The following is a 25,894-nucleotide window of genomic DNA, read 5'->3' on the forward strand; positions in this document are numbered from 1 at the left end:
CCATGCAAAGGAAACTGTTTATTTATGTGCGCTAAAGCGACCATGGAGGAGTTCGAGGCCCTCCTTAACGACAGCCTCGCCATCGACACGCCTCAGGAAGGCTCCGTCGTCCGCGGCAAGGTCATCGCCATCGAGGCGGGCCAGGCCATCATCGACGTGGGCTACAAGATGGAAGGCCGCGTCGATCTGAAAGAATTCGCGGCTCCGGGCGAAGCGCCGGAAATCGCTGTCGGCGATGAAGTCGAGGTCTACCTCGACCGCGTCGAAAACGCCCGTGGCGAAGCGGTCATCAGCCGCGAGAAAGCCCGTCGTGAGGAAGCCTGGGATCGTCTGGAGAAAGCCTACGCCGCCGAACAGCGCGTCGATGGCGTCATCTTCGGTCGCGTCAAGGGCGGCTTCACCGTCGATCTCGGCGGTGCGGTGGCCTTCCTTCCGGGTAGCCAGGTCGATGTCCGCCCCGTGCGCGATGCCGGCCCGCTCATGGGCATGAAGCAGCCGTTCCAGATCCTCAAGATGGACCGCCGCCGGGGCAACATCGTTGTCTCCCGCCGTGCCATCCTTGAAGAGTCCCGCGCCGAGCAGCGCGCCGAAGTCATCGGCAAGCTCACCGAAGGCGATGTGGTCGACGGTGTCGTCAAGAACATCACCGAATACGGTGCCTTCGTCGACCTGGGCGGCGTTGACGGCCTGCTGCACGTCACCGACATGGCATGGCGTCGCGTGAACCACCCGTCCGAGATCCTGGCGATCGGCGAGACCGTGAAGGTCCAGGTCATCAAGATCAACAAGGAAACCCACCGTATCTCCCTGGGCATGAAACAGCTCCAGGACGATCCGTGGGATGCGGTCGAGCGGAAATACGCCATCGGCACCGTCCACAAGGGCCGCGTGACCAACATCACCGACTACGGCGCATTCGTGGAGCTGGAGCCGGGCGTCGAAGGTCTGGTCCACGTGTCCGAGATGTCCTGGACCAAGAAGAACGTCCACCCCGGCAAGATCGTCTCCACCTCGCAGGAAGTGGACGTCATGGTGCTGGAGATCGACAGCGCGAAACGCCGCGTGTCGCTCGGTCTCAAGCAAACCATGCGCAATCCGTGGGAAGTCTTCGCGGAAACGCATCCCGTCGGCACGCAGATCGAGGGCGAGGTCAAGAACATCACCGAATTCGGTCTGTTCGTGGGTCTCGACAACGACATCGACGGCATGGTCCACCTCTCCGATCTCTCCTGGGATCAGCGGGGGGAAGACGCCATCCAGAACTACCGCAAGGGCGATGTGGTCCGCGCGGCGGTGACGGAAGTCGATATCGACAAGGAGCGCATCTCGCTCTCCATCAAGGCGCTTGGCGACGACACCTTCTCCGAGGCGATCGACGGCGTGAAGCGCGGCTCGATCGTGACGGTCAACGTCACCGCGATCGAGGATGGCGGCATCGAGGTCGAATACAACGGCATGAAAGCCTTCATCCGTCGTTCCGACCTGTCGCGTGACCGGGCCGAGCAGCGCCCCGAGCGTTTCCAGGTCGGCGATCATGTCGATGCACGCGTGACCAACGTCGACTCCAAGACCCGTCGTCTGGGTCTGTCGATCAAGGCGCGCGAAATCGCCGAGGAAAAGGAAGCCGTGGAACAGTACGGTTCGTCCGACTCGGGCGCGTCTCTGGGTGATATCCTGGGCGCCGCGCTCAAGGATCGCAACTGAGCCTTTTCAGATTGCAAGTGATTTAGGCGCTCACCTTTCGGGGTGGGCGCTTTTCTTTGCAAAGATTGCTAACCGTTTTCGTGCCTGAGTTGATTTACTCGCTTATTCCGTGTCGTAATTTCCATGAGATCACTCAATAGGCGGATATCAGCGTGGATGTTTCCAGTTTCTCCCGTCTTTCCAATGGTTTCCTGTTTCTCGCGCTTGCGAAAGACCGTATAGTCTCAGTCGAATAGTCGCGATATGTGGAAACGGGGGAACGGATGATCCGGTCGGAACTCATCCAGAAGATTTCCGAAGAGAATCCGCACCTGTTTCAGCGGGATGTGGAGCGTATCGTCAACACGATCTTTGAAGAGATCATAGAGGCGATGGCGCGGGGTGACCGGGTAGAACTCCGGGGCTTCGGCGCCTTCTCCGTCAAGCAGCGGGACGCGCGCGTTGGCCGCAATCCCCGCACCGGAGAATCGGTTGAAGTCGAAGAGAAGGCAGTGCCATTCTTCAAGGCCGGCAAGCTTTTGCGGGACCGGCTGAACGGGAAGGAAGGTACTGAGGACTGATGCGCTATCTCCGTTATGGATTGATCGCGGTGCTGGGCATCGCGCTTATCGTCATTGCCGTCGCGAACCGTGATCCCGTGGTGTTCCGGTTCCTGCCGGTCTCTGCGGCGCAGACGTTCGGCGGAAGCTGGGCGGTGCAGCTGCCGCTGTTTGTCATCCTCCTCGGGGGCATAGCGATCGGGGTTCTCGTCGGCTTCGTCTGGGAATGGTTCCGGGAGCATGGACACCGCAAGCGCGCCCGTGTGAAGTCGAAGGAAGCGGCGAAGCTGGAGCAGGAAGTCGTTCAGCTCCGCCGGGAGACCGGCCGCCCCAACGGCAAGAAGGACGAGATCGTGGCGCTGCTTGAGACTGGCAACGGCAAGCGGTAGAACCGCAGCCGATGACACGTTCCCGTATTCCACCCAAATCTGTCCGCGTGAAGGTATGCGGTCTTCGCGAGCCTGCCCATGTCGCAGCAGCGGCGGAGGCGGGCGCTGCCTATGTGGGCTTTGTCTTCTTCCCTCGCTCCCCGCGCGCTGTAAGCATTGCCGAGGCGCGGATGCTGGCGGCGGAGGCCCCGGCCGGTCTGGCCAAGGTCGGCCTTGTCGTCGATGCGGATGATGCGCTGCTGGACGCGATTCTGGCGGATGTGCCGCTCGACATGCTGCAACTGCATGGCCGGGAAACACCCGCGCGGGTCGCCGAGATCCGCCAGCGCTACGGATTGCCGGTGATGAAGGCGGTCGGCATTGCGGGGCCGGAAGATATCGCAAGGCTCGCCGATTACTGGCAGGTGGCGGACCAGATCCTCGTCGATGCCAAGGCTCCGAAGGATGCGGCGCTGCCCGGCGGCAACGGCGTGGCCTTTGACTGGGGCCTGCTGTGGAACCTGCGCTGGCCGGTGCCCTGGATGCTGGCGGGTGGCCTGACGCCCGCGAATGTGGCAGATGCGCTGCGTGTCACCGGGGCGGGGCAGGTCGATGTCTCCTCCGGCACCGAAAGCGCACCGGGAATTAAGGATCCCGGCCTGATCCGTGCCTTCATCGAGGCGACGAAGCTGTGAGCGTGACCTTCCGCCCTGCGGCGTTGGAGGATGTGCCGGCGATCGTCGCGCTGCTGGCGGACGATCCGCTCGGCGCCGCGCGAGAGTCGGCGGCGCTGGGGCCATATGAGGCCGCCTTTGCCCGGATCGCCGCTTCGCCGGACACGCAGCTGATCGTTGGCGAACGGCAGGGGCGCGTTGTGGCGACCTATCAACTGTCGATCATGCCGGGCCTGTCCAATGCGGGCCGGACGCGTGCTACGCTGGAGGCGGTGCGCGTGGCGGCTGAGCTGCGCTCGCAGGGACTGGGCGCGCTGCTCGTGGCGGATGCGGAGGCTCGGGCACGCGCTGCCGGAGCGGGGGTTCTGCAACTCACCACACATAAAAGCCGCAGCAGGGCACATGCCTTCTACGACAGGCTTGGCTTTACCCCATCCCACATAGGCTATAAACGCGATCTGACCTGACGGGAGGCGCGCGATGCAAGGCGGCAGCAACAGCTACAGGACTGGGCCGGACGAGAACGGACGGTTCGGCAATTACGGCGGGCGTTTCGTCTCTGAGACGCTGATGCCGCTGATCCTGTCGCTGGAGGCGGAATACGAACGGGCCAAGCACGACCCGGAATTCTGGGCAGAGATGAACGATCTCTGGACCCATTATGTCGGCCGCCCCTCGCCGCTCTATTATGCCGAGCGTCTGTCGGAAACGCTGGGGGGGGCGAAGATCTACCTCAAGCGCGAAGAGCTGAACCATACCGGCGCGCACAAGATCAACAACGTGCTGGGCCAGATCCTGCTTGCCCGCCGCATGGGCAAGACCCGGATCATCGCGGAAACGGGCGCGGGCCAGCACGGCGTCGCCACGGCCACGGTCTGTGCCAAGTTCGGGCTGAAATGCATCGTCTACATGGGCGCGCATGATGTGCAGCGTCAGGCCCCCAACGTGTTCCGCATGCGGCTTCTGGGGGCGGAGGTCGTTGCCGTCACCTCCGGTCGCGGCACACTGAAGGATGCGATGAACGATGCGATGCGCGACTGGGTGACCAATGTACGCGACACGTTCTATTGCATCGGCACGGTCGCGGGGCCGCATCCCTATCCCGCCATGGTGCGCGATTTCCAGAACATCATCGGGAACGAAACCCGCGCCCAGATGGAGGCGCAGGAGGGACGCCTGCCCGATACGATCATCGCGGCCATCGGCGGCGGGTCGAATGCCATGGGCATCTTCCATCCCTTCCTCGATGATCCCACCGTGCGGATCATCGGCGTCGAAGCCGGCGGCAAGGGCGTGGACGAGCGGATGGAGCATTGCGCCTCGCTCACCGGCGGGCGTCCGGGCGTGCTGCACGGAAACCGGACCTATCTGCTGCAGGATGCCGACGGGCAGATCCTGGAGGGCTTCTCCATTTCGGCCGGTCTCGACTATCCCGGCATCGGCCCGGAGCATGCCTGGCTGCACGATACGGGCCGCGTCGAATATGTCTCCATCACCGATGCGGAGGCGCTCTCCGCATTCCAGGATCTGTGCAAGTATGAGGGCATCATCCCGGCGCTGGAGTCGAGCCACGCGCTCGCCCATGCCGTCAAGATCGCGCCCGATCTGCCGAAGGACCATCTGATCGTCGTCAACCTGTCCGGTCGGGGCGACAAGGATATCTTCACCGTCGCCCGCGCGCTCGGGGTTGAGGTGGAAGTCACCCCCTGAACGCGCGCCGTTCCGCCGCAGGGGCGGGAGCGGGCTGGCGTTTTCCAGCAGGATCATTAGCCTCCCGGTAAGCCCCTGCCGACCGGAGACACGATGACCCTGCGCCTCCTTGCCGCCGCCCTGCTCCTGACCCTCGCTACTCCGCTCCGGGCCGAACTGCGCCCGGAGACCTTCACCAGCCCCGCGCTGCACCGCGACATCTCCGCCAATGTCTATGTGCCCTCCGGTGATCCGCCGCCGAATGGCTGGCCCGTGCTCTACCTGCTCCACGGCCATGGCGGAAACCAGAACAACTGGCGCGACCTTGGGAATATCGAGCCGACGCTGGACCGGCTGATCGGGGAGGGGCGGATCGACCCGTTGCTCGTCGTCATGCCGGATGCCGGAAACAGCTGGTATGTGGACAGCATGGCGCTCGGTGGGCCGGGGGATTACGAGACCGCCATCACGCGCGACCTGCGGCTTGCGGTGGAGGCGCGCTATCCGGTCCGCAAGGACAGGGAGGGCCGCGGCATCGCCGGGCTTTCCATGGGCGGTTTCGGAGCGCTGCGCCTCGCCTACGCCCACAATGATCTTTACGTCGTCACCGCCAGCCTGTCTGGCGCGATATGGCAGAATGTGACCGCGCCCAACCTCGACGACACGCCGGAGGAGTTGCAGGTGGTGCAGGAATCGGCCTTTCTGAAGAACCCGACCTCCGCCCTTGCCCTGCCGTCGGTGGGCGATCACTTCGACGGGGCCTTCGGCCGGCCCTTCGATGCGGAGCGCTTCAACCGTTTGAATGTGTTCACGCTGATCGAGGGTGCCGTTGCGGCGGAGAAGCCGCTGCCGGTCACCTATATCACTTGCGGCGACGATGATGGCTACCGTCTGTGGCGGGGCGCGGTGGATCTGCATGAAACGCTGCAGGCCGCAAAGCGGACCTCCGAGCTGCGTATCACCGACGGTGCCCATACCTGGGCGCTCTGGCAGCAGACCATCGTCGATGCACTGCTGTTCATCGACCGCCAGTGGCTGCCGACTGCCTACCCCGAACCCGCCGTCAGCCCGCCGAAGCCCTGACCGAATCCCAGAGGTGTCAGCCGGCGAAACCCAACGGCGTCGGGCCGCGTCGAGGCGCCACCGCCACCGTGCCGGAGGGAGGCACGTCAGCCCCGGATCGCCTCCAGCATCCGGCTGACGTTATCGGGATCGGCGTCCGGCGTGATACCGTGGCCGAGATTGAAGATATGCGGCCCCTGAGAGAAGGCGCGCACGATCCGCCGGGTTTCCGCCACCAGTTCCGGCCCTCCGGTGACGAGATGGTGGGGCGCGAGGTTGCCCTGCACGCAGCCGTCAACCTGCACGGCGCCTGCCACCCATTTGGCATCGACCGAATTGTCCAGCGCGACGCAGTCAGCCCCCGTCGCATGCGCGAAGCCCGCATAGCGCTCCCCTGCCTCCCGCGGGAAGGCGATGATCGGCACGCCGGGGTGAAGCTCCTTCAGAGCGGCGATGATGCGGCGGGCGGGAGCGACGGCGAACTGCTCGAAATCCGCGCCCTTTAGCGATCCGGCCCAGCTGTCGAACAGCTTGACGACTTCCGCCCCTGCCTCGATCTGGGCGGAAAGGTAAAGGATCGTCGCCTCCGAAATCCGGTCGATCAGCGCGGCGAAGGCCGCACGGTCGCGCGCGATCATCGCATGGGCGGGGCCTTGATCCGGGGTGCCGCGCCCGGCGACCATATAGGTGGCCACCGTCCAGGGCGCGCCGGCGAAGCCGATGAGCGTCACCTCTGGCGGAAGCGCGCGCGCCACGAGGCGGACCGTCTCATAGACGGGGGACACCGTTTCATGCACGTCCCCGGCGGGGCGGAGCGCCGCGACCCCGGCCGCATCCGTGACGGTGGACAGACGCGGCCCCTCTCCCTGCACGAAGCGCAGGTCAAGCCCCAGGGCCTGGGGGACCAGCAGGATGTCGGCAAACAGGATCGCGGCGTCAAAGCCATAGCGCCGGATCGGCTGGAGCGTCACCTCCGCCGCGAGGTCCGGGGTGTAGCACAGGCTCAGGAAATCCCCGGCCTTCGCCCGCGTGGCGCGGTATTCGGGCAGGTAGCGCCCCGCCTGACGCATCATCCAGACGGGGGGAACATCCTGCTGTTCCCCGGCGAGGGCACGAAGTATCTTCTTGGTCATGGCGGCTCTCCTCCGCCGACCGTGAACGCGACACAGGGGCAGAAGTCAAGTCAGCCGGTTGCCGCGCCGGAGGGGGAGGCGTAAGCCCTCTGCATCCCGCCGCTCACCTGGGCATGACATGATCTTCTTCATCCCCTTCCTCTTGCTTGCCGTGATCATAGGTCTGTGGTGGACCCGCCGGGGCAGCACGCTCACCCGCACCTGCCGCTGGCGAGAGGATCGCGCCCATTCCACCGGGACAGAGCGCGTCTTTCGTTGCGCGGCCTGCGGGGCGGAGACACGGGTTCCCGCGGGCCGGGAACCGCGCGACTGCCTCCGCGCACCGGCGCCCTGAGCTCAGGGCAGCACTTTTCCGGGATTGAGCAGGCCCTGCGGGTCCAGCGCGGCCTTGATGCGCGCCATGACGTCGAGCGCGACGGGATCCTTGTGGTCCGCCATCGTGGGCCGTTTGGACAGGCCGATCCCGTGTTCGGCGGAGAAACTGCCCCCCAGCCGCACCGCCTCCTCCGCCACCGCATTGCGGATCGTGGCGAGCAGGGGCGCGTCATCGCGGCTGGGGAAGGCGGTGTAGTGGAAGTTTCCGTCACCCAGATGCGCGATGGCCAGCTCCTCCGCGCCGGGATCGAGCACATGGAGCCGCGCGGTCATCGCGGTGAGGAAGTCCTGCATCCGGTCGAGCGGCAGGGAGATGTCGGTATCCACATGCGGTTTCTGGGCAAAGGTGATCTCCGCCGCGGCTTCCCGCACCGCCCACATTTCTGCCCGCTGCGCCTCTGTCCGGGCGAGCGTGGCGTCCAGCACCTCACCCCGCGCCATCGCCATGGCGAGCGTATCTTCCAGCCGTGTCACGACCGGGAGCGAACCGTCGGCGAGCGGCTCCGCCTCATGCGGGGCAGTCACGCCGATCTCTATGAGCAGGGTGGAAGGATAGCGCGTGGCGAAGGGTTCCTTCAGGTCGGGGCGATGCCGGGCGAGCCGTTCCATGTAGGCGGCGGGGAGGTATTCGAAAGCCTCGACCGCGCCACCCGTCTCCCCCTGCAGCCTGTTCAGCAGGTCGAGCGCCACGGCAAGGCCCGGCACCGCGACCATCGCCGTCGCATGGGCGCGCGCGGCGGGCACCAGCTTCAGCACCGCCGCCGTGATGATGCCGAGCGTCCCTTCCGCCCCGATGAACAGGTCGCGCAGGTCATAGCCGGTATTGTCCTTGCGCAGTTCCGACATCAGGTCGAGCACACGTCCGTCCGCCAGCACCACTTCCACCCCGAGGACGAGGGCGCGCGTATTGCCGAACCGCACCACGTTCGAGCCGCCCGCATTGGTGGAAAGGAAGCCTCCCACCTGCGCCGAGCCGCGCGCGCCGAAGGTCAGCGGGAAGGCCAGCCCATGCTCCGCCACCGCATCATGGATGGCCGAGAGGACGACGCCCGCCTCGACGATGGCGATGCGGGAGGCGGGGCGGATCTCGCGGATGCGGTTCATCCGTTCGAGCGAGAGCATGACCCCGCCTTCCGCGAAGGTGCCGCCGTTCAGACCTGTGCCGCCGCCGGTCGGCACCACCGGAACGCCCGCCTCGGCGCAGAGCCGCAGGGTGGCCGCTACTTCTTCCCTGTTGGCCGGACGTACGACGGCGCGCGGCGTCCAGACGTATTTTCCCGTCCAATCGTGGCTGTAGCGTGCCGTTTCGTCGCCGGTCAGTACATTGGCCGGGCCGGTGATGTCCCGAAGAGCGTCGATCAGTGCCATGCGATATTCCCTGCCGTTTCGCGCGGCACCTGACGCCTGCGCCCCTCCGCTGTCAACCGGGCGCTGTGCTGTCGTCCGCTTAAGCGAGGACCGTGGGGAGCAAAGCGGCGCCGCGGTTTCGTGCGGCGCCTGACGCCTGCGCTCCTCCGCTGTCGAGCGTTCACTGCCGCCCCCTTCCGGGAGGCTGATGCCTCGGGCTAAGGGGCTCTGCCATCCTGCGGTGCCGCCGCCTGCCCGTTCCGCTGTCGAGCGTTCGCCCCAGCTCACTTCCGTGATGCCGGACCGTCAGCGGGAAAGGGGGCGCGGCATTCGCTCAGCGCGGCGGGATCGCGTCCGGGGCAGGGCCGGCGTTCGCTCTCGCCCCCTTCCGTCGCGGCGCTGGACCGTCAGGGGCAAAGCCGGCGCTATGGCCCCCGCTCAGCGCGGCAGGATCGCCTCCACCGCGGGGCCGAGCGCTTCAACGATCAGCGTCACGCCCTCTGCATTCGGATGAATGCCGTCGAGCAGATAGCGCGGGGCCTCGAAGGGAGTGGAGAGATGGCGGAGGATGCCGAGATAGAAATTCGGATAGAGAGGCACCTCCTGCGCGGCGGCGACCTCTGACCACAGACGGTTGTACCGGAGTGCGGGGGCGTAGATGCCCGGAATTTCCACGCCGACCAGCAGCGCCGGAATGGCCCGAGCCCGTATCTCTCCCATGATGGCCGTCAGATTGGCGGCGGCGGTGTCAAAGGGCACGCCGCGGAAGGCATCGTTGCCGCCGAGGCTCACGATCATCGCATCTGGCCTGGGTCGCAGAACCCTCTCGAGCCGGGCGCGCCCGCCCCGCGTGCTGTCGCCCGCGATCCCGGCATTCTCCACCCGCACGTCCCAGCCACGCGCGCGCAGCCAGGCTTCAAGCTGCACCGGCAGGCTCTGCTGCGCGGGAAGGCCGAAGCTCTGCATCAGGCTGTCGCCAAAGGCCACGACCCGAAGGCTGCGGGCCTCTGCGGAAGGAGCGACGAGGAGGCCTAGACAAAGAAACAGCAGACCAAGAACCGCCGCTGTCACGCCGGAAACCTTGCGCGCTGGCGCGGGGCGTGGTGGCAGCGGGTCGGTCATCAGGGCAGCAGCTTCGCCATCAGCCTCGCGGCCAGCGCATCATAATCGCCGTCGAAATGATGCCCGCCCGTCGTCCGTATCTTGCCGAAGCTGGCAAGCCGCGGATCGTTGCAGGCAGTATCCTCTTCCTCTTCCCCGGAGACGCAGATCGTCCTGTCCGCAGGCAGCGCAGCGATGGCGGTCGGCACATCGTAGCCCGTGCTGTCGATGCCAAGCCACCCGCCCACCGTCACCTGGAAGGAGGTCGAGGGGCTGGGTGCCAGCAGCCCGATGAGACGCGTCCGGTCGCGGAGCGCCTGCGGCAGCAGGGGCCAGGCGAAGGGCAGCGTATCGGCGCCGAAAGAGTAGCCGATCAGACCGACAGGCAGTTGGCCCGTGGGATCGGCTGTCGCGGCGATCGTGGTGATGTCGCGGGCCAGCTCCTCCGGCGTCCGCTGGGACCAGAAGTAGCGCAGCGCGTCCAGCCCTACGGCATGAACGCCATGCTGGGCGAGCCAGTCAGCGATCGACTTGTCCAGATCGCGCCAGCCGCCATCGCCGGAGATGACGATGGCGAGCGCCCGCGGCTTTCCGGTGGCCGGCACATCAACCGCGGGCAGGTCGCCGAAGGGCTTCACCGACCCTGCGATATCGCTCACCGCGGCGGCAAGCTGCGCCTCGGGCGCGTCGGTGTCCAGCTCCTCCACCGTCACTTCCTCCTGCCGGGACGCGGCCTCCTCGACGGCGGGGAGCACCGCCTCCGAAGCGAAGAGATGCGCCGTCCGCTGCACGGCGGGGTCGAAACCCATGGCGCCGGGCGCGGGCAGGTCATCGGGGCGGCATATCAGGCGGGGCAGGGCGGTTTCGCCGTCAAAGCCGCTTCCCACTGCTGCGGCGAAGGAGGCGACCGGCGCCTCCGCCACGGCGGCATAGGCAAAGGCCGCACCCGCCCCCCGCCCTGCGAGGATCGGCGGGAGATAGGTCTGAAGACCCGCCTGCCGCTCCGCCGTCTGGGCCAGATCGCTGATCGCGCCGTCCACCGGCAGGCAGTCGCCCTCCTCTGCCGCGAGTTCCTGGATGTGGCGGCCATAATCCACCGCGAGCACCATGGACCCCTCGCCCGTCAGCGCCGCAACCATCCGGTCATCTGCCGCCTGCCAGCCCGCCGCATCGGAGAAATAGACGACGACCGCCTTTGGCCCGTCCTGCGGCGAGGGGGCGGGCATATACAGCGGAATATCGGTCAGACGTTCCGCGCTCACCCTGGAGGGCATATCCTGCCCCTGAACGGGCGTAACGGCGAGCAGCGCCAGAAGGGCCGTCAGCACGGATTTTGCACAAGTCATCGTTTCAACACCCGTATCGGATTGCCGGAGATCAGTGCCGTCACATCCATGAGCGCCTGCGGCATGGCGAAGCCGCCGGGGCAAGCGAGGTACTGGGACGTCCAGACCGGTCCGAACTTCTGCTTGAAGGCGCGCAGCCCTTCGAAATTGTAGAACTCGTCGCCGCGCCGATAAATGAAGGTGCCGAGCCGGTTCCATGTCGAGGCAAGCGGATGATCGGCGAGGCCGGCAAGCGGCGCCGCGCCGAGGTTGAACCAGCGATATCCCTCAGCCTTTCCGTAGAGCAGCAGCCGGGCGAAGAGCGCGTCCATGATGACCTTGGACACGCCGGGCCGATAGCGCATGAGGTCGATCGACAATTCATTCAGGTTGTCGCCCGACCGCCAGAGATTGGCAAAGGCGACGATGGCGCCGTCCTTGCGCAGAACGGCGATGTCGAACTCCTTGATGTAGTCGTCGTCGAACCGGCCGAGGGAAAAGCCCTTCTCGGACCCATGCTTTGTCTCCAGCCAGGCATCCGAAACGCCGCGAAGCTCCTCCAGCGCCGCGGGAACCTCCGCCGCGGGGAGGACGGAGAACTCCAGCCCCTCGCGGGCGGCGCGCTTGTCGGCATAGCGGAAGTCCTGCCGCGACGGCCCTTCCAGCGAGAAGCTGTGCAGGTCCACCCGCGCGACCTCTCCTGTTTTCAACAGGGCGACGCCGAGCTCCAGATAGACGGCCAGCCATTCCGGGGTGACGGAATAATGGATGGCCCGCATCCCGTTGCGGTCGGCAGCCTCGGCGAAGTGCCAGATCAGACGGCGACCCGCTTCCGCATTGCCCACCGGATCGCCAAGCGCGATCCAGCTGTTGCCCTGTTCGCCATACATCAGGAATGCGGTTTCGTCGGCGGAGACCATGAAGGACTTGTCTCCCAGCAGCGCGACGTTGGGCTGGGTGGCGGTCGTGGTCTTCAGGATGCGCCTGACCGCATCCGGGATCTCCACCGGGCCGGAAACCTTTGCTCCCGCCGGCCGGTTCAGCCAGCTGTCGATGGTGAGCGCGCCTGTGATGATGACGAGCGCCAGCGTCGCCCGCAGGAAGCGCGAGGCATCCCCGTCCCAGTCGAAGCTCCACCACAGGTCGTTCTGGTAATCGACGTGACGGTAGGCCAGCAGACCGATCAGCGTGAAGAAAGCGATGATGACGATGACCAGGGCAAGCCAGGTCGGCGTCAACCGGAAGGAGCGCATCCGCCCGCGCCGGTAGAAGGCTCCCGGAAACATCGCAAGCAGGAGCGCGGCGACAAGCAGGCCGCTCGCCTCCTCCCAGTCCAGACCCTTGGCGAGGGAGAACACCGCGCCGGCGCAGAGCAGGCAGATCGCCAGCAAGCGGGCACGGGCGATCCGCCGGAACAGACCACGGGAGATGACGATGAGGAGCAGCCCGGCAACGCTTGCCATCAGGTGCGAGGCTTCTGCGAAAGGCAGGGGTATCAGCCCGCTCAACAACCCCACGCGATCGGCGAGGGCAGGAACGTTGCCCGACAGCAGGAGGATGCAGCCCCCGACCAGCGTTGCCGTTCCCGCAAGCGGTGGCACGATCCGCTGTACGACAGGGCTGACCCGCCCCGCCACGGCCCGGACGGCATGCCGCGCCCGGTAGCCTTCGAAGCCCAGAAAGGCGATCCCGGCGACTGCCAGGGGCAGAAAGTAGTAGATCACCCGGAACAGCACGAGCGCCGCGACCACATCCGGCCGGTTGCCCGCCCCAAGCCCCAGCAGCACCGTCGCCTCGAACACGCCGAGGCCGCCGGGCGCATGGCTGACCGTGCCGATGACCAGCGCCACGACGAACAGGATCAGGAACATCGCATAGCCCTGCGTCACATCGCCGGGCAGCAGCACATAGAGCGCGGCGGCAGCGGCGGCGATATCGGCGGCGGCAACAAGGATCTGGGCCGTCGCGTTCCGGGCAGATGGAAGCGGCAGACGCCAGTTGAACAGCATGACCTCCCGCGGGTTGCGCGAGAGCCAGAGGAGGGTGGCCAGAATCGCCGCAACGATGAGGCCGCCGATGATCCGGTCTGCCATGGGCGAGACGATCTGAAGAAAGGGAATGCCGTCTGGATCGAGCAGCAGCGCGAGGCCGATCACCGCACCGATCCCCGCGGTGAAGCTCAGAAAGGAGATGCCGACGATGCGCCCCACATCCGAGGCATCCAGTCCCGCCGCCTGATAGATGCGGTAGCGGATCGAACTGCCCACCACGACGTGAAAGCCGATGGCGTTGGAGATCGCATAGGCCACCGCGCCCGCAAACGCCGCGAGCCGCACGGGCACCCTGTCCGGCGCAACGCGGCGCGAGGCCAGAACGTCATACAGCCCGAGTGCGCAGAAGCTCAGCACCGTGAAGCCCAGCGCTTCAGCCAGCGCGATCCGGGGTGTGCCGGAAATGGCGGCCTTGATATCGTCCAGCCGAAGCTCGTCGCTGATCTTGTAGATCACCACGGTTGCGATGACGGCGATGATCGCGCCAATCAGCGGCCCCGCCACGCGCGGCTCCAGAAGTCGGACGGCTAGCTTGGCGACACCCGTCTTTTCCGGCGAGGGACGCGGCAGTTCCATATTCTTCTCGGTCATTGAGACCCGCTCTTGGCAGCCCGGATACGGGGCATCTTGTCGCAGAAAAATAAGAGACCGGCCATAGTTCTGTTCCCCTCTGACAAGCACTCTTGTGCGATCCCGCTGACACAATGTGGCCAGCCGCGTGTCGCCTCTTGCAGGGGTTCGGCCGTTGCTTCCACCACCGTTTCTCCTCCGCCGCTTGCCCTGAGGGTCCGAAGAGCGGGCAGGCGTGGCAGTTCCGCGGCTTCGCCCGTCATCGGCACTGCGTCATGGCTTACGCCCTTTTCCTTTCCGCACGATGAATGCTCAGATCTCCGGCACGACGGACTGGCTCCGCTTGAGGCAACGCAGCGTGAAGCTCGATCGGGCATGGCGGATCCCCGGCACCCGGAACAGCTTCTGGCGGAGGAAATCCTCATATCCCCGTGTGCCATTGGCGGCGACCTTGATGAAATAGTCGTATTCGCCGGTGGTGAGATATACCTCCAGCACCTCCGGCAGCGCGACCATGGCCTTGCCGAAGGCTTCGAGCGCGGTGTCATCATGGCGGTCGAGCATGACCTCGATGATGACGGTCTCGGCCATGCCGAGCCGTTCCTGATCCAGCACGGCGGTATAGCCCTGGATATAGCCTTCCGCCTCCAGCCGCCGGGTGCGCTGCCAGCAGGGGCTGGGCGAGAGGCCGATCTCCTCCGCGAGCTGGGCATTGGTCAGGCGGCCGTTCCCCTGAAGGGCGCGGAGGATGCGTCGGTCGATTCGATCAAGGATGCGGCTGGGTTCGGGCATGGGGTCCAAAGATGCTGCCGGGAGTGGCGCAGATCACGAAAGAAGCTTCTGACACAAAATCGCCATGCGCAAGGATCGGAATTTCCTTTTGGTCGCTCGGCATTATCCTCATATCCGGGAGAGGGGGCGGAGAGGAGCCGCCCGGCACGCCGTGGCCGACCCTTCCCATACCGCGCGACCGCGCCTTGAGGAGACGCCATGGACGACCTGCCGCCGCTCAGCCTTCGTGTTCCCGCCCCAGAGGTCCGGCCGGGAGACAAGCCGGATTTCAGCCATGTGACGATTCCCCGCGCGGGCACGGTCCGCCGCCCCGAGATCGACGAGAATCCCGAGGATATGCGGGACATGGCCTTCACCATCATCCGGGTGCTGAACCGGCAGGCGGAGGCGGTCGGCCCCTGGGCCATCGACCTGTCCGACGACGCGCTTCGCGACGGGCTCAGGCACATGATGATCCTGCGCGCCTTCGACGCCCGGATGCTGACGGCGCAGCGGCAACAGAAGACCTCCTTCTACATGCAGCATCTGGGAGAGGAAGCGGTGTCCTGCGCCTTCCGCAAGGCGCTGAACCCCGGCGACATGAACTTCCCGACCTATCGGCAGGCGGGGTTGCTGATCGCGGGCGATTATCCGCTCCGCACGATGATGAACCAGATCTACTCCAATGCGGAAGATCCGATGCGCGGCCGGCAGATGCCGGTGATGTATTCGGACAAGCCGCAGGGATTCTTCTCGATCTCCGGCAACCTTGCAACGCAGTATATTCAGGCGGTGGGCTGGGCGATGGCGTCGGCGATCATGAACGATCGCAAGATCGCCGCCGCCTGGATCGGCGACGGCTCCACGGCGGAGAGCGACTTCCACGCGGCGCTGGTCTTTGCCTCCACCTACAAGGCGCCGGTGATCCTGAACATCGTCAACAACCAGTGGGCCATCTCCACCTTCCAGGGCATCGCACGTGGCGGCTCGGGAACCTTTGCCGCCCGGGGGCTGGGGTTCGGGATTCCCTCGCTGCGGGTGGATGGGAACGACTATCTCGCCGTGCTTTCCGTCGCGCGCTGGGCGGCGGAGCGGGCGCGCCGGAACCTCGGGCCGACGATGATCGAATATGTCACCTACCGGCAGGGGGCGCATTCCACTTCCGACGATCCGTCCGCCTACCGTCCGGCGGAGGAAAGCTCCGCCTGGCCGCTGGGCGACCCGATCCTGCGGTTGAAGAACCACATGATCCTGAAGGGCCCCTGGTCGGAGGAGCGCCATGCCCAGGCCGAGGCCGAGATAATGGCCGAGGTCATTGCCGCCCAGAAGGAGGCCGAGGCCATCGGCACGCTGCATTCCGGCCACCGCCCCTCCGTCCGCGAGATGTTCGAGGATGTCTATGAGACGATGCCGCCGCACCTGATGCGCCAGCGGCAGGAAGCGGGGTACTGAGCCATGGCGCGCATGACGATGATCGAGGCGCTGCGCGATGCACTCGACGTGGCGATGGGCCGCGACAACCGCGTGATCGTGTTTGGCGAGGATGCGGGATATTTCGGCGGGGTCTTTCGCGTGACCTCCGGCTTGCAGAAGAAATACGGGCCGACCCGCTGCTTCGATACGCCGATCAACGAATCCGGCATCGTGGGCGCGGGGATCGGCATGGCGGCCTATGGTCTCCGACCGGTGGTGGAGATCCAGTTCGCGGATTACGTCTACCCCGCCTATGACCAGATCGTGTCGGAGGCCGCGCGGCTGCGCTATCGCTCCAACGGCGAATTCACCTGCCCGATGGTGATCCGCATGCCCACGGGCGGCGGCATCTTCGGCGGGCAGACGCACTCCCAGTCGCCGGAGGCGCTGTTTACCCATGTGACGGGGCTGAAGGTCGTCGTGCCCTCCAACCCGCAGGACGCCAAGGGGCTGCTGCTCTCCGCCATAGAGGATCCCGATCCGGTGATCTTCATGGAGCCGAAGCGGCTCTACAACGGTCCATTCGATGGGCACCATGAACGTCCGGTCGCCTCGTGGAAGAACCATCCGTTCGGAGAGGTGGAGCCGGGGCACTATACCGTTCCGCTGGGCAAGGCGGCCATCCGGCGTGAAGGCTCCGCCGTGACGGTGCTGACCTATGGAACGATGGTCCATGTGGCGGAGGCCGCGGCGGAGGAGACAGGCGTGGATGCCGAGGTGATCGACCTGCGCACGCTGCTCCCGCTCGATCTGGAGGCGGTGACAGCCTCCGTGCGCAAGACGGGGCGTTGCGTGATCGTGCATGAGGCCACGCTCACCTCCGGCTTCGGGGCAGAACTGGCGGCGCTGGTCCAGCAGGAGTGTTTCTACCATCTGGAGGCTCCCGTGCGACGGGTGGCGGGCTGGGACACGCCCTATCCGCATGTGCACGAATGGAGCTATTTCCCCGGGCCTGCGCGGGTCGGCGCGGCGCTCACCAGCATCATGGAGGCGTGAGCATGGGAACCCTGTCGATCAGAATGCCCGATATCGGCGAAGGCATCGCCGAGGCCGAGCTTGTGGAATGGCACGTGACGCCGGGAGACATCGTGCAGGAGGATCAGCCGCTCGCCGCCGTGATGACGGACAAGGCGACGGTGGAAATCCCCTCTCCCGCCTCCGGCAAGGTGGTCTGGCTGGGCGGAGAGGTGGGTGACAGCATCGCCGTGAAGGCAGAGCTGATCCGGCTGGAGGTGGAGGGAGAGGGGAATGTCTCCGCCGATGCGGAGCCGCCTGTTCGGGCTGCGAGGGCAGCGAAGGGCGAGAGCGGGACGGAAGACGCCTCACCGCCCGCCGGGCCGGCCGCCGGGCCTGCTGACAATTCACCGGCTGGCAAATCGCCTGCTGTCAAAACACCGGCCGCGAAACTTCCCACGGGCGAGACTTCCCCTCCCGCCGCAAGGCCCGCATCCCGGGGGCGCCACACGCCCTCCGCCGCGCTCCGTCCCGAGGGGGAGCGGCCGCTCGCCACGCCCTCCGTCCGCCAGCGGGCGCGGGAGGCGGGCGTGGACCTGCGCTTCGTGCGCGGCTCCGGGCCGGCGGGGCGGATCACGCATGACGATCTGTCGGCGCATGTGGAAGCAGGCGCGCCCGAAGGCCGTCCGGCCCATCGCCGCGACGGATCCGTGACGGAGGTGAAGGTCGTCGGTCTGCGCCGCAGGATCGCGGAGCGGATGCAGCTCTCCAAGCGCAACATCCCCCATATCAGCATCATCGAGGAGGTCGATGTCACCGGGCTGGAGGACTTGCGCGCCAAGCTCAATGCCGAAGGCCGGGGTGCGGCGAAGCTGACCCTTCTGCCATTCCTCATGAAGGCCATCGTGCGGGCCGTGCGGGAGCAGCCCGCGCTGAACGCGCTCTATGATGATGAGGCCGGCGTCGTGCGGCAGTACGGGGGTGTGCATATCGGCATCGCCACCCAGACGCCGAACGGGTTGATGGTTCCGGTGGTGCGCCATGCGGAGGCACTGACACTGCGCGAGGCGGCGGGGGAGCTGCTGCGCCTGGCGGAGGCCGCACGGGATGGCAGCGCGGTGCGGGAGGAGCTTTCCGGTTCCACCATCACCATCACATCGCTCGGCCCGCTCGGCGCCATCGCGACGACACCGATCATCAACCACCCGGAAGTGGCCATCGTCGGGGTCAACCGCATGCAGATCCGCCCGTTCTGGGACGGGACGGAATTCGTGCCCCGCAAGATGATGAACATTTCCTGCTCCTTCGATCACCGGGTCATCGACGGATGGGACGCGGCGGTTTTCGTTCAGCGGCTGAAGACGCTGCTGGAAACGCCTGCGATGATTTTCGTGGAGGAATGACATGGCCGAACTGACCTGCAAACTGCTCGTCATCGGAGCGGGACCGGGGGGCTATGTCTGTGCGATCCGCGCGGGCCAGCTGGGGGTGGACACGATCATTGTCGATCCGCAGAAGCCGGGGGGCACCTGTCTCAACATCGGCTGCATCCCCTCCAAGGCACTGATCCACGCGGCGGAGGAGTTCGCCCGTCTGCGCACCTTCGCGGCGGAGGGCGCGTTGGGCATCACCGCCGCCGACCCTGCCATCGACTTCTCCCGCACGGTTGCGTGGAAGGACGGCATCGTGGAGCGGCTGAACGGCGGCGTCGGGGGCCTGCTGAAGAAAGCCAAGGCGCGGCTGATCGAGGGCACCGCGCGTTTCGTCGACGGCAAGACCGTGGCGGTGACGACGGCGGAGGGGGAGGGCCACACCATCACCGCCGAAGCCGTGGTGATCGCGACCGGCTCCGTGCCGGTGGAACTGCCCTTCCTGCCGTTCGGCGGGGATGTCATCTCCTCCACCGAGGCGCTGTCGCTCTCGGATATCCCGCAGACGCTGGCAGTGGTGGGCGGGGGATATATCGGCCTCGAGCTCGGCACGGCTTTTGCCAAGCTGGGATCAAAGGTGACGGTCGTGGAAATGGCCGACCGTATCCTGCCGCTTTACGATGCCGATCTCACCAAACCCGTGGCGCAGCGGTTGCAGGCGCTCGGCGTCCGGGTGCTTACCGGGGCGAAGGCGCGGGTCTTCGGCAATGGGCAGCTCACCGTCGAGACGGGCCGCGAGATTGAGCAGATCCCGGCGGAGAAGGTGCTCGTGACCGTCGGACGGAAGCCGCAGCTGGAAGGCTGGGGGCTGGAGGAACTGTCGCTCACGCGGGACGGCAGGTTCCTTGCGGTGGATGATGGCTGCCGCACGTCGATGCGGGGGGTCTATGCCATCGGGGATGTCACGGGGGAGCCGATGCTCGCCCATCGTGCGATGGCCCAGGGGGAAATGGTGGCCGAGATCGTCGCGGGAGAGCGCCGCGTCTGGGACAAGCGGGTGATCCCCGCGGTGTGTTTCACCGATCCGGAAGTGGTGACCGTCGGCCTCTCGCCGGCAGAGGCGGAGGCGCAGGGCATCGCCACATTGACCGCGAGCTTTCCCTTCGCGGCCAATGCGCGCGCGATGACGGTGGAGCGCGATGACGGCTTCATCCGGGTGGTCGCCCGCAAGTCCGATCATCTGATCCTCGGCATTCAGGCGGTGGGCCATGGTGTGGCGGAACTGGCGGCGGCCTTCGGGCTGGCCATCGAAATGGGCGCTCTGCTGGAGGATGTGGCCGGCACGATCCACGCGCATCCGACTCAAGGCGAAGGTCTGCAGGAGGCCTGTCTCCGCGCGCTCGGCCATGCGCTTCACATTTGAAGGCGGGATAGAAGAAGCCGCGCCCGTGGGAGGGCGCGGCTCAATATTCACTTCGGTCACTCAGAAAACGTTGATGAGATAGAGGATGATGATGAGGGGGATCGGAATACCGATCAGCCAAGCAAGTACGCCCTTCAACGAAAGCTCCTTAGATCACGGGTGCCCGTTCGTGCGCTTCTTTCGCTGCGTCGGGCGTTCCACTCGGACCGGCACATCGCGCGCTTTGACATTGGGCACCGCTATTGCTGTAACAACCGCGGCGAGGGCGAGCAAAAAGGGAAGCGCTGTGGTCATCTGCTTCTGTCCTGCCTTATCCTACTGACTGCTAACGCAGCGCTTTCGCTGTGGTTCCCCTTTGGGTAAAAAACAGGTGCGGCATCGCCGATCTTGCATCAGGCGGCGGGATCGCTTCTTCTCCAGCGATGCGCCGGTAGCGCATGCAAGCGGAGTAAAGCGTGGATCAGGTGACGGACAACGAGAACGAGAACAGGCGGGGTCGACAGATCCATCTCGTCCACCGCGCAGATCTGCGCCGCCCACCGTTGATTGCCTATTCCTCCCTTGCCCGATGGCTTCTGGTCGGTGTCCTCGCCGCGTCGGTCTGGTTCTTTCACGACTTTCTCGTGCCGGTTCTCGCGGCGACGATCATCGCCTTCGCCACATGGCCGCTGCGTGTGCGGCTGCATGAAAGGGCCGGGCTGGGGCGCACGCTGACAGGGGCATTGCTCGTCCTTCTCATCGTGCTCTTTCTGGTGATCCCCATCATCATCGCACTCGGCTATGCCGCGCGGGAATTTCGCGAATGGCTGTCCTGGGCCATTCAGATCAACGCTGTCGGCGGGCCGCCGCCCGACTGGCTCAACACGTTTCCCGTGATCGGAAGCTGGCTCGTGGAGCAGTGGAGCCAGCATATCGGCCGCCCCGGCGCGATCGGAGAGCTTGTTCAGGTGACGAGCGGGGCGAATATCGGCACAATCTATCGGGGCGTGCTGACGGCGAGTTCCATGGCGCTGCACCTTGCCCTGGCGCTGATCTTCATGCTCATCACCCTGTTCGTGCTCTACCGCGACGGAGACCGGGTTGCCGCGCAGCTCGACATGATGGGGGAGCGGATCGTTCCCGGCAGATGGGAACGGCTTTCGCGGATCATCCCGCGCACCATTTCCTCCACCGTGACGGGGATGACGCTCATCGCCATCGGAGAGGGCTTGATCCTCGGCGTGGCCTACTGGCTGGCCGGGGTGCCATCCCCCGTCACCTTCGGGGTCATCACGGGTTTCATGGCATTGATCCCGGGAGGGGCGCCGCTCTCCTTCACGCTCATCTCCCTTTACCTGGTCGGAAGCGGCTCCCCCGGCGCGGGCGTGGCCCTGTTCGTCTGGGGGTGCGTCGAATTGTTCATCGTAGACAAAACCATTCGGCCCCTTCTGGTCGGGGGGCCGGTGAAGCTGCCGTTCCTGCCTACTTTCTTCGGCCTCATCGGCGGGGTGAAGACGCTTGGTATCGTAGGGTTGTTCGTTGGGCCGGTGCTGATGGCATTGCTCGTCTCCATCTGGCGCGAATGGGCGCGGGAGATTGCGGCTCATCCCTTGCCCCAGCAGCCCGCGTCCCAACCCCGCAATCTGCCCGACTAGATCTCCGTTCGTTTCCTTAAAAGAAATAATGCGGCAGCGCCTCAATGCGGCACTGCCGCATAATTTTTCGCCACTTTGCAGCACTGTCATCATACCTCGGACGGGAAACAAATATTTTCATACTAAATTTTAAAAGATTCCTTTCTTTTAGAGAGACTTGTGTCACCATGATCTCCGGGCGCCACGATGCCCGTGTGGAAAGTTATAAGTTTCCGGGGGAATATCATGACTGTAAAATCTCTTGCTCTTGCGACTGTTGCCGTGGTCGCTCTTTCTGGCGGTGCTGCACTTGCAGCACCCATCTATGCAACCGGTGTCACCTGGACACCTGGCTTCGGTGACCTGAAGCCCGCGCGGAGCAATCCTGACAACGCGCTGGGTGGTCCTGACAATAAATTCCTGTCGCTCGGTTATGGCGGCTTTGCCGACTTCACCTTCGGCAAAAGCTTCACCGGCCCTGGCGCGGTGATCGAAGTGACCTGGCTGCCGCGCGATACCTATTTCGAAAGCGCGGAAGTCTGGGGTGGGGCGGCCGGCAGCTTCACCAAGATCGGTGATATCACCAATGATGTGGCCAACATCGCCCTGTCCTTCAGCGGAATCTTCGATACCCTGCGCATCATCGACACGTCGCCGGTTATCATTGGTGCCGGACGCGATGGCTTCGATATCGACGCCGTTTCCGTTTCTGCTGTGCCACTTCCGGCTGCCGGCGTCCTCCTCGCCGGTGCGCTTGCAGGTGTGGCCGGTCTGCGCCGCATGCGTCGCAAAGACGCCTGATCGGACGCATTTCCGCACAGGGCGGCGCTTCGGCGCCGCCTTTTTCTTTGCTTGCGGGGCGGCGCATTTCCCGACATGTCTGATTCGGCGAATTGTCGGGCCGAAAGGATCGCATGAAGTTTCTGCTGTTCCGCTGCCTTGCCGCGCTACCCACGCTGTTTGCCGTTGTCTGCCTCGGCTTCATGATGACGCGCCTGCTGCCGGGTGATCCGGCGACTCTCTATGCAAGCCAGCCGGGGATGACCGAGGCGGAAATAGGAGCCCTTCGGACTGAACTTGCCCTCGACAAGCCGTTGCCCGCTCAGTTCGGCGCCTATGTTGTCGGGTTGGCAGGGGGCGATCTCGGCTATTCCCGTGCGATGGGCCGGCCTGTCGCGGAAGAGATCGCGCGCCGTCTCCCCGCTTCGCTGGAGCTTGCGCTATGTGCCCTTCTCATTGCGCTTTCGCTTGGCTGCGCCGTTGGAATCTCGGGCGCACTTCGGCCCGCGAGTCGCATCGACAGGATGGGAAGCCTGCTGTCGGCGACCTGCCTCAGCGTTCCCACATTCGTAACTGCGTTGTTTTTGTCACATGTTCTATATGATAAACTCGGCTGGCTGCCGGAGCCGGTAGGCCGCCTGGACCCGTTTCTGCCTTACCCTGAGAAGATTACAGGTTTCCTTATCATAGACAGTCTGGCGGCGGGCGACGGGCGGGCTCTGGCTTCCAGCATCGCTCATCTGGTGCTGCCTGCGATGACGATGGCCATCTTCGCACTCGGCCCAATCGCGCGGATCACCCGGACAGCGATGGCGGAGGCGGTGTCGGCGGATTATTTTCGCGCTGGCCGCGCGCGGGGACTGGGCGCCGGACGCCTGATCGGGAGCTATGCGCTCCGTAATGCCCTGCTGCCGATCACCACCACGGCCGGGCTGACCTTCGCCTATCTTTTCGGGGCGAATGTCGTGGTGGAAAAGATGTTTGCCTGGCCGGGGCTGGGGAGCTTCGCCATGGACGCGCTCATCGCGCTCGACTATGCGGCATTGCAGGGCTTTCTGCTCACCGTGGCTGCGGTGCTGATCGCCGCCAACCTGCTTGTTGATCTGGCCCATGCTCTCATCGACCCGAGGACGGCCCATCGCTGACCGACTGCCTCTCCTGCTGCTGGGGAGTTTCGTTCTGCTGGCGCTCATCGGACCCTGGGTGACACCCTTCGATCCCCTGGCGACGGATGCGGCGCGGGCTTTGTCGCCGCCCTCCGCGCGGAACTGGTTCGGGACGGATCACGTGGGGCGGGACGTGTTTTCGCGGACGATCGCCGCCGCGCGGGTCGATCTCGGCATCGCGGCGGCGGCAGTTTTACTGGCGGCGGTGCCGGGCACGCTTCTGGGTGCGGCGGCAGGCTTCCACGGCGGCTGGGCCGATGGACTTCTGGGCCGGGTGAGCGAGGTGATGCTGGCTATTCCCCTCTTTCTCCTCGCCATGGCGGTTGCGGCGGTGATGGGGCCGTCGGTGAGCAGCCTGATCCTTGCCACGGCATTGGTGAACCTGCCCTTCTACATGCGGCTTTCCCGGACGGAGGCCGCGCGGCGGCGCAGTGCCCCCTATGTGGAGGCGGCCCGCATCGGCGGCTCCGGAGAGGGACGGATCCTGCGCCTGCTCCTTCTGCCGGAGATCCTGCCGGTGGTGGCGGTCCAAAGCTCGGTGAACCTCGGCTGGGCGATGATGAATGCGGCAGGGTTGTCATTTCTCGGCCTCGGCATCCGGCCCCCCACGCCGGAATGGGGGCTCATGGTGGCGGAAGGCGCGCGGTTCGTTGCCTCGGGCGCGTGGTGGGTAGCAGCGTTTCCGGGTCTTGCCCTGATGCTGGCGATTCTGGGTTGCAACCTTTCCGGGGACCGCCTTCGGGAATGGCTTGCCCTCCGGGGGCGGGAATGAACCTGCTGGAGGTGGACGGTCTGGGCGTGGTGCTGGACGGGCGGGACCTGTTGGAGGGGGTGTCGCTCACGCTTGCGCCGGGGGAGCGGCTGGCCGTTGTCGGGCCAAGCGGGTCGGGCAAGTCGATGCTTGCCGCAGCGATAGCCGGGCTGTTGCCTCCGCGCGCGGTGCAGGTGCACGGGACGATCCGGTTCGCCGGGCAGACGCTTGCCGCGCCCTCGGAGTGGCGGGCGCTTCGCGGGCGGCGGATCGGCATGGTGTTTCAGAATCCGCGCCGCTCGCTGAACCCGCTGCTTTCGATCCGGGATCAGGTGGCTGACGTGTTGGCCCGCCATCAGCCGCTCCGTCCGAAGGAAGTGGCGGCGCGCGTGGCGGGTTTGCTGGAGGATGTGCGATTCCCGGCGGTCCTGTCGAACGCCCTGCCGCACGAGCTTTCAGGCGGGCTGTGTCAGCGTGCGGCGATTGCGGCGGCGCTCGCGGGCAATCCCGCGCTGCTTATCGCCGACGAGGCGACGACCGATCTCGACACCCCCACACAAGCGGGGATTCTGGATCTCATCGACGGCGCGGCGCAGGCGCGCGGCATGGCCGTTCTGCTCATCACCCATGACATCGCGGTTGCGGCAGGGCGATCGGACCGGGTCACGGCGCTGGAAAGCGGCCGAATCGTGGAAACCGGGGCAACGCGGGCCCTGCTCAACGCGCCGAGAACCGCGCTGATGCAGGGGCTGGTCGCCGCGGCGCGCCCGCCGGTGCCGCCCGGCTTGCCTGCTCTTGGCAGCGAGGTGCTGCGGGCGGAGGGACTCTCGCGCCGCTTTCGTCTGGCGCGGGGGGGCTGGCGCGGAAAGCACGTCGCCGCGGTGGAGGGCGCGGATCTGGAGCTGCGCGCCGGGGAGGCGGTCGGCCTCATCGGGCCGTCGGGGTCCGGCAAGTCCACCTTGGCCCGAATGATCTGCCGGCTGGAACAGCCCGATGGCGGCAGGCTGCTTGTCATGGGCGAAGATGCGCTGGCCGTCCCCCTTCGCGGTTTTGCGCACCATCCCTTGCGCGGGGACGTGCAACTGGCGCTTCAGGATGCGCAGGGCGCCCTTCCGCCGCGCTGGACGGCCCGGCGCGCGATCGAGGATCCGCTGCGCCTTTTGCGGCCCGCGCTCGGCGATGCGGGGAGGGAGCAGCGGCTGCGGGAGGCCGCGCGGCTCGCCGGTCTGCCGGAAACGCTGCTGGACCGTCCGGCGTATACGCTTTCCGGGGGGGAGAGGGCGCGGGTCGGGTTGGCCCGCGCCCTCGCGCCCGAGCCTGCGGTTCTGGTGCTGGATGAGCCGACTTCCGCGCTGGATGCGACGCTTCGGTCAGAGCTCTTGGACCGGCTGGACGCGCTGCGGCGGCAGCAGGCTCTCGCACTCCTGTTCATCAGCCATGACCTTTCCGCAGTCGCGCGGCTGTGCGACAGGGCCATGGTCATGGAGGCAGGGCGGGTGGTGGAGGCGGGCCCGGTGGTGCGCCTGCTCGCTCATCCGAAGGCGGACTGCACCCGTGCCCTGGTGGCGGCGATGCCGGTACTCGCCTCCTAGCACTTTCTGCAGAAATTCCGAAGCGCCCCTGCTCTGGAAACCGGGAAATCGGTGCCAGGCTTG

The 25,894-nt window shown here is 66.0% G+C and carries 23 protein-coding genes; 17 read left to right on the forward strand and 6 right to left on the reverse strand.

What is annotated here, in order from left to right; translation table 11 throughout:
- Positions 1-24: 24 nt before the first annotated feature.
- The 7 genes from rpsA (at position 25) to CN97_RS03935 (ending at position 6,057) form a co-directional block, all read left to right on the forward strand.
- The gene (gene rpsA, locus CN97_RS03905; RefSeq protein ID WP_035707496.1) at positions 25-1,704 is read left to right on the forward strand and encodes a 30S ribosomal protein S1; all 1,680 of its coding nucleotides are present in this window, start codon (positions 25-27) and stop codon (positions 1,702-1,704) included.
- A 263-nt stretch (positions 1,705-1,967) separates the two neighbouring features.
- On the forward strand, positions 1,968-2,264 hold the full coding sequence (gene ihfB / locus CN97_RS03910; RefSeq protein ID WP_035707499.1) for an integration host factor subunit beta: 297 nt from the start codon (positions 1,968-1,970) through the stop codon (positions 2,262-2,264).
- Positions 2,264-2,632 carry a LapA family protein gene (locus CN97_RS03915; protein ID WP_035707502.1) on the forward strand — a complete coding sequence of 123 codons (369 nt, stop codon included), beginning with the start codon at positions 2,264-2,266 and terminating at the stop codon, positions 2,630-2,632. The genes ihfB and CN97_RS03915 overlap by 1 nt, the downstream gene beginning before the upstream one ends.
- An 11-nt stretch (positions 2,633-2,643) precedes the next feature.
- Entirely contained in the window at positions 2,644-3,306 is a 663-nt protein-coding gene (locus CN97_RS03920) for a phosphoribosylanthranilate isomerase (protein ID WP_035707505.1), read from the forward strand.
- Between the two features lie 2 nt (positions 3,307-3,308).
- Positions 3,309-3,752 carry a GNAT family N-acetyltransferase gene (locus tag CN97_RS03925; RefSeq protein WP_035707507.1) on the forward strand — a complete coding sequence of 148 codons (444 nt, stop codon included), beginning with the start codon at positions 3,309-3,311 and terminating at the stop codon, positions 3,750-3,752.
- A 13-nt stretch (positions 3,753-3,765) separates the two neighbouring features.
- The gene (gene trpB, locus CN97_RS03930) at positions 3,766-4,995 is read left to right on the forward strand and encodes a tryptophan synthase subunit beta (protein ID WP_035707509.1); all 1,230 of its coding nucleotides are present in this window, start codon (positions 3,766-3,768) and stop codon (positions 4,993-4,995) included.
- A gap of 93 nt (positions 4,996-5,088) precedes the next feature.
- The gene (locus CN97_RS03935; protein WP_051910939.1) at positions 5,089-6,057 is read left to right on the forward strand and encodes an alpha/beta hydrolase; all 969 of its coding nucleotides are present in this window, start codon (positions 5,089-5,091) and stop codon (positions 6,055-6,057) included.
- Between the two features lie 86 nt (positions 6,058-6,143).
- Here CN97_RS03935 and hemE read toward each other — a convergent pair whose 3' ends face one another.
- Positions 6,144-7,169, reverse strand: coding sequence for a uroporphyrinogen decarboxylase (hemE, locus tag CN97_RS03940; protein ID WP_035707512.1), 1,026 nt, complete (start codon positions 7,167-7,169; stop codon positions 6,144-6,146).
- 118 nt (positions 7,170-7,287) lie between these two features.
- On the opposite strand from hemE, the gene CN97_RS03945 reads away from it, so the two are divergent.
- Entirely contained in the window at positions 7,288-7,503 is a 216-nt protein-coding gene (locus CN97_RS03945) for a hypothetical protein (RefSeq protein WP_035707515.1), read from the forward strand.
- Positions 7,504-7,505: 2 nt separating this feature from the next.
- Here the strand turns inward: CN97_RS03945 and CN97_RS03950 are convergent, their stop codons facing one another.
- From CN97_RS03950 to CN97_RS03970, 5 genes are all read right to left on the reverse strand, one after another.
- Positions 7,506-8,912: an FAD-binding oxidoreductase gene (locus tag CN97_RS03950; RefSeq protein ID WP_035707517.1), complete on the reverse strand. Its 1,407-nt coding sequence runs from the start codon at positions 8,910-8,912 to the stop codon at positions 7,506-7,508.
- Between the two features lie 417 nt (positions 8,913-9,329).
- Positions 9,330-10,013 (reverse strand): arylesterase, encoded by a 684-nt coding sequence (locus tag CN97_RS03955; RefSeq protein WP_084683979.1) that lies wholly within the window; start codon positions 10,011-10,013, stop codon positions 9,330-9,332.
- On the reverse strand, positions 10,013-11,338 hold the full coding sequence (locus tag CN97_RS03960) for a virulence factor family protein (protein WP_051910940.1): 1,326 nt from the start codon (positions 11,336-11,338) through the stop codon (positions 10,013-10,015). The genes CN97_RS03955 and CN97_RS03960 overlap by 1 nt, the downstream gene beginning before the upstream one ends.
- A complete protein-coding gene (gene mprF, locus CN97_RS03965) occupies positions 11,335-13,959 on the reverse strand; it encodes a bifunctional lysylphosphatidylglycerol flippase/synthetase MprF (protein ID WP_035707519.1) in 2,625 nt (874 codons plus the stop codon). The genes CN97_RS03960 and mprF overlap by 4 nt, the downstream gene beginning before the upstream one ends.
- A gap of 291 nt (positions 13,960-14,250) precedes the next feature.
- The gene (locus CN97_RS03970) at positions 14,251-14,730 is read right to left on the reverse strand and encodes an Lrp/AsnC family transcriptional regulator (RefSeq protein WP_035707521.1); all 480 of its coding nucleotides are present in this window, start codon (positions 14,728-14,730) and stop codon (positions 14,251-14,253) included.
- Between the two features lie 198 nt (positions 14,731-14,928).
- Here CN97_RS03970 and CN97_RS03975 point away from each other — a divergent pair, with 198 nt between their 5' ends.
- The 9 genes from CN97_RS03975 (at position 14,929) to CN97_RS04015 (ending at position 25,831) form a co-directional block, all read left to right on the forward strand.
- Positions 14,929-16,161 (forward strand): 3-methyl-2-oxobutanoate dehydrogenase (2-methylpropanoyl-transferring) subunit alpha, encoded by a 1,233-nt coding sequence (locus CN97_RS03975; protein WP_035707524.1) that lies wholly within the window; start codon positions 14,929-14,931, stop codon positions 16,159-16,161.
- A gap of 3 nt (positions 16,162-16,164) precedes the next feature.
- Positions 16,165-17,178 carry an alpha-ketoacid dehydrogenase subunit beta gene (locus CN97_RS03980; RefSeq protein WP_035707527.1) on the forward strand — a complete coding sequence of 338 codons (1,014 nt, stop codon included), beginning with the start codon at positions 16,165-16,167 and terminating at the stop codon, positions 17,176-17,178.
- A gap of 2 nt (positions 17,179-17,180) precedes the next feature.
- A complete protein-coding gene (locus CN97_RS03985; protein WP_035707530.1) occupies positions 17,181-18,539 on the forward strand; it encodes a dihydrolipoamide acetyltransferase family protein in 1,359 nt (452 codons plus the stop codon).
- Position 18,540: 1 nt separating this feature from the next.
- The gene (lpdA, locus tag CN97_RS03990) at positions 18,541-19,929 is read left to right on the forward strand and encodes a dihydrolipoyl dehydrogenase (protein WP_035707533.1); all 1,389 of its coding nucleotides are present in this window, start codon (positions 18,541-18,543) and stop codon (positions 19,927-19,929) included.
- Positions 19,930-20,432: 503 nt separating this feature from the next.
- Positions 20,433-21,563 carry an AI-2E family transporter gene (locus CN97_RS03995; RefSeq protein ID WP_051910989.1) on the forward strand — a complete coding sequence of 377 codons (1,131 nt, stop codon included), beginning with the start codon at positions 20,433-20,435 and terminating at the stop codon, positions 21,561-21,563.
- Between the two features lie 186 nt (positions 21,564-21,749).
- A complete protein-coding gene (locus tag CN97_RS04000) occupies positions 21,750-22,343 on the forward strand; it encodes a VPLPA-CTERM sorting domain-containing protein (RefSeq protein WP_140418229.1) in 594 nt (197 codons plus the stop codon).
- 113 nt (positions 22,344-22,456) lie between these two features.
- Positions 22,457-23,467, forward strand: coding sequence for an ABC transporter permease (locus tag CN97_RS04005; protein ID WP_035707536.1), 1,011 nt, complete (start codon positions 22,457-22,459; stop codon positions 23,465-23,467).
- Positions 23,433-24,260, forward strand: a complete 828-nt coding sequence (locus tag CN97_RS04010; RefSeq protein ID WP_035707539.1) for an ABC transporter permease — start codon at positions 23,433-23,435, stop codon at positions 24,258-24,260. The genes CN97_RS04005 and CN97_RS04010 overlap by 35 nt, the downstream gene beginning before the upstream one ends.
- Positions 24,257-25,831 (forward strand): ATP-binding cassette domain-containing protein, encoded by a 1,575-nt coding sequence (locus CN97_RS04015; protein ID WP_035707542.1) that lies wholly within the window; start codon positions 24,257-24,259, stop codon positions 25,829-25,831. Before CN97_RS04010 ends, CN97_RS04015 begins: the two co-directional genes overlap by 4 nt.
- Positions 25,832-25,894 lie beyond the last annotated feature (63 nt).

The organism is Haematobacter massiliensis (genome assembly GCF_000740795.1).
In the GTDB taxonomy this organism is placed as follows: Bacteria; Pseudomonadota; Alphaproteobacteria; order Rhodobacterales; family Rhodobacteraceae; genus Haematobacter; species Haematobacter massiliensis.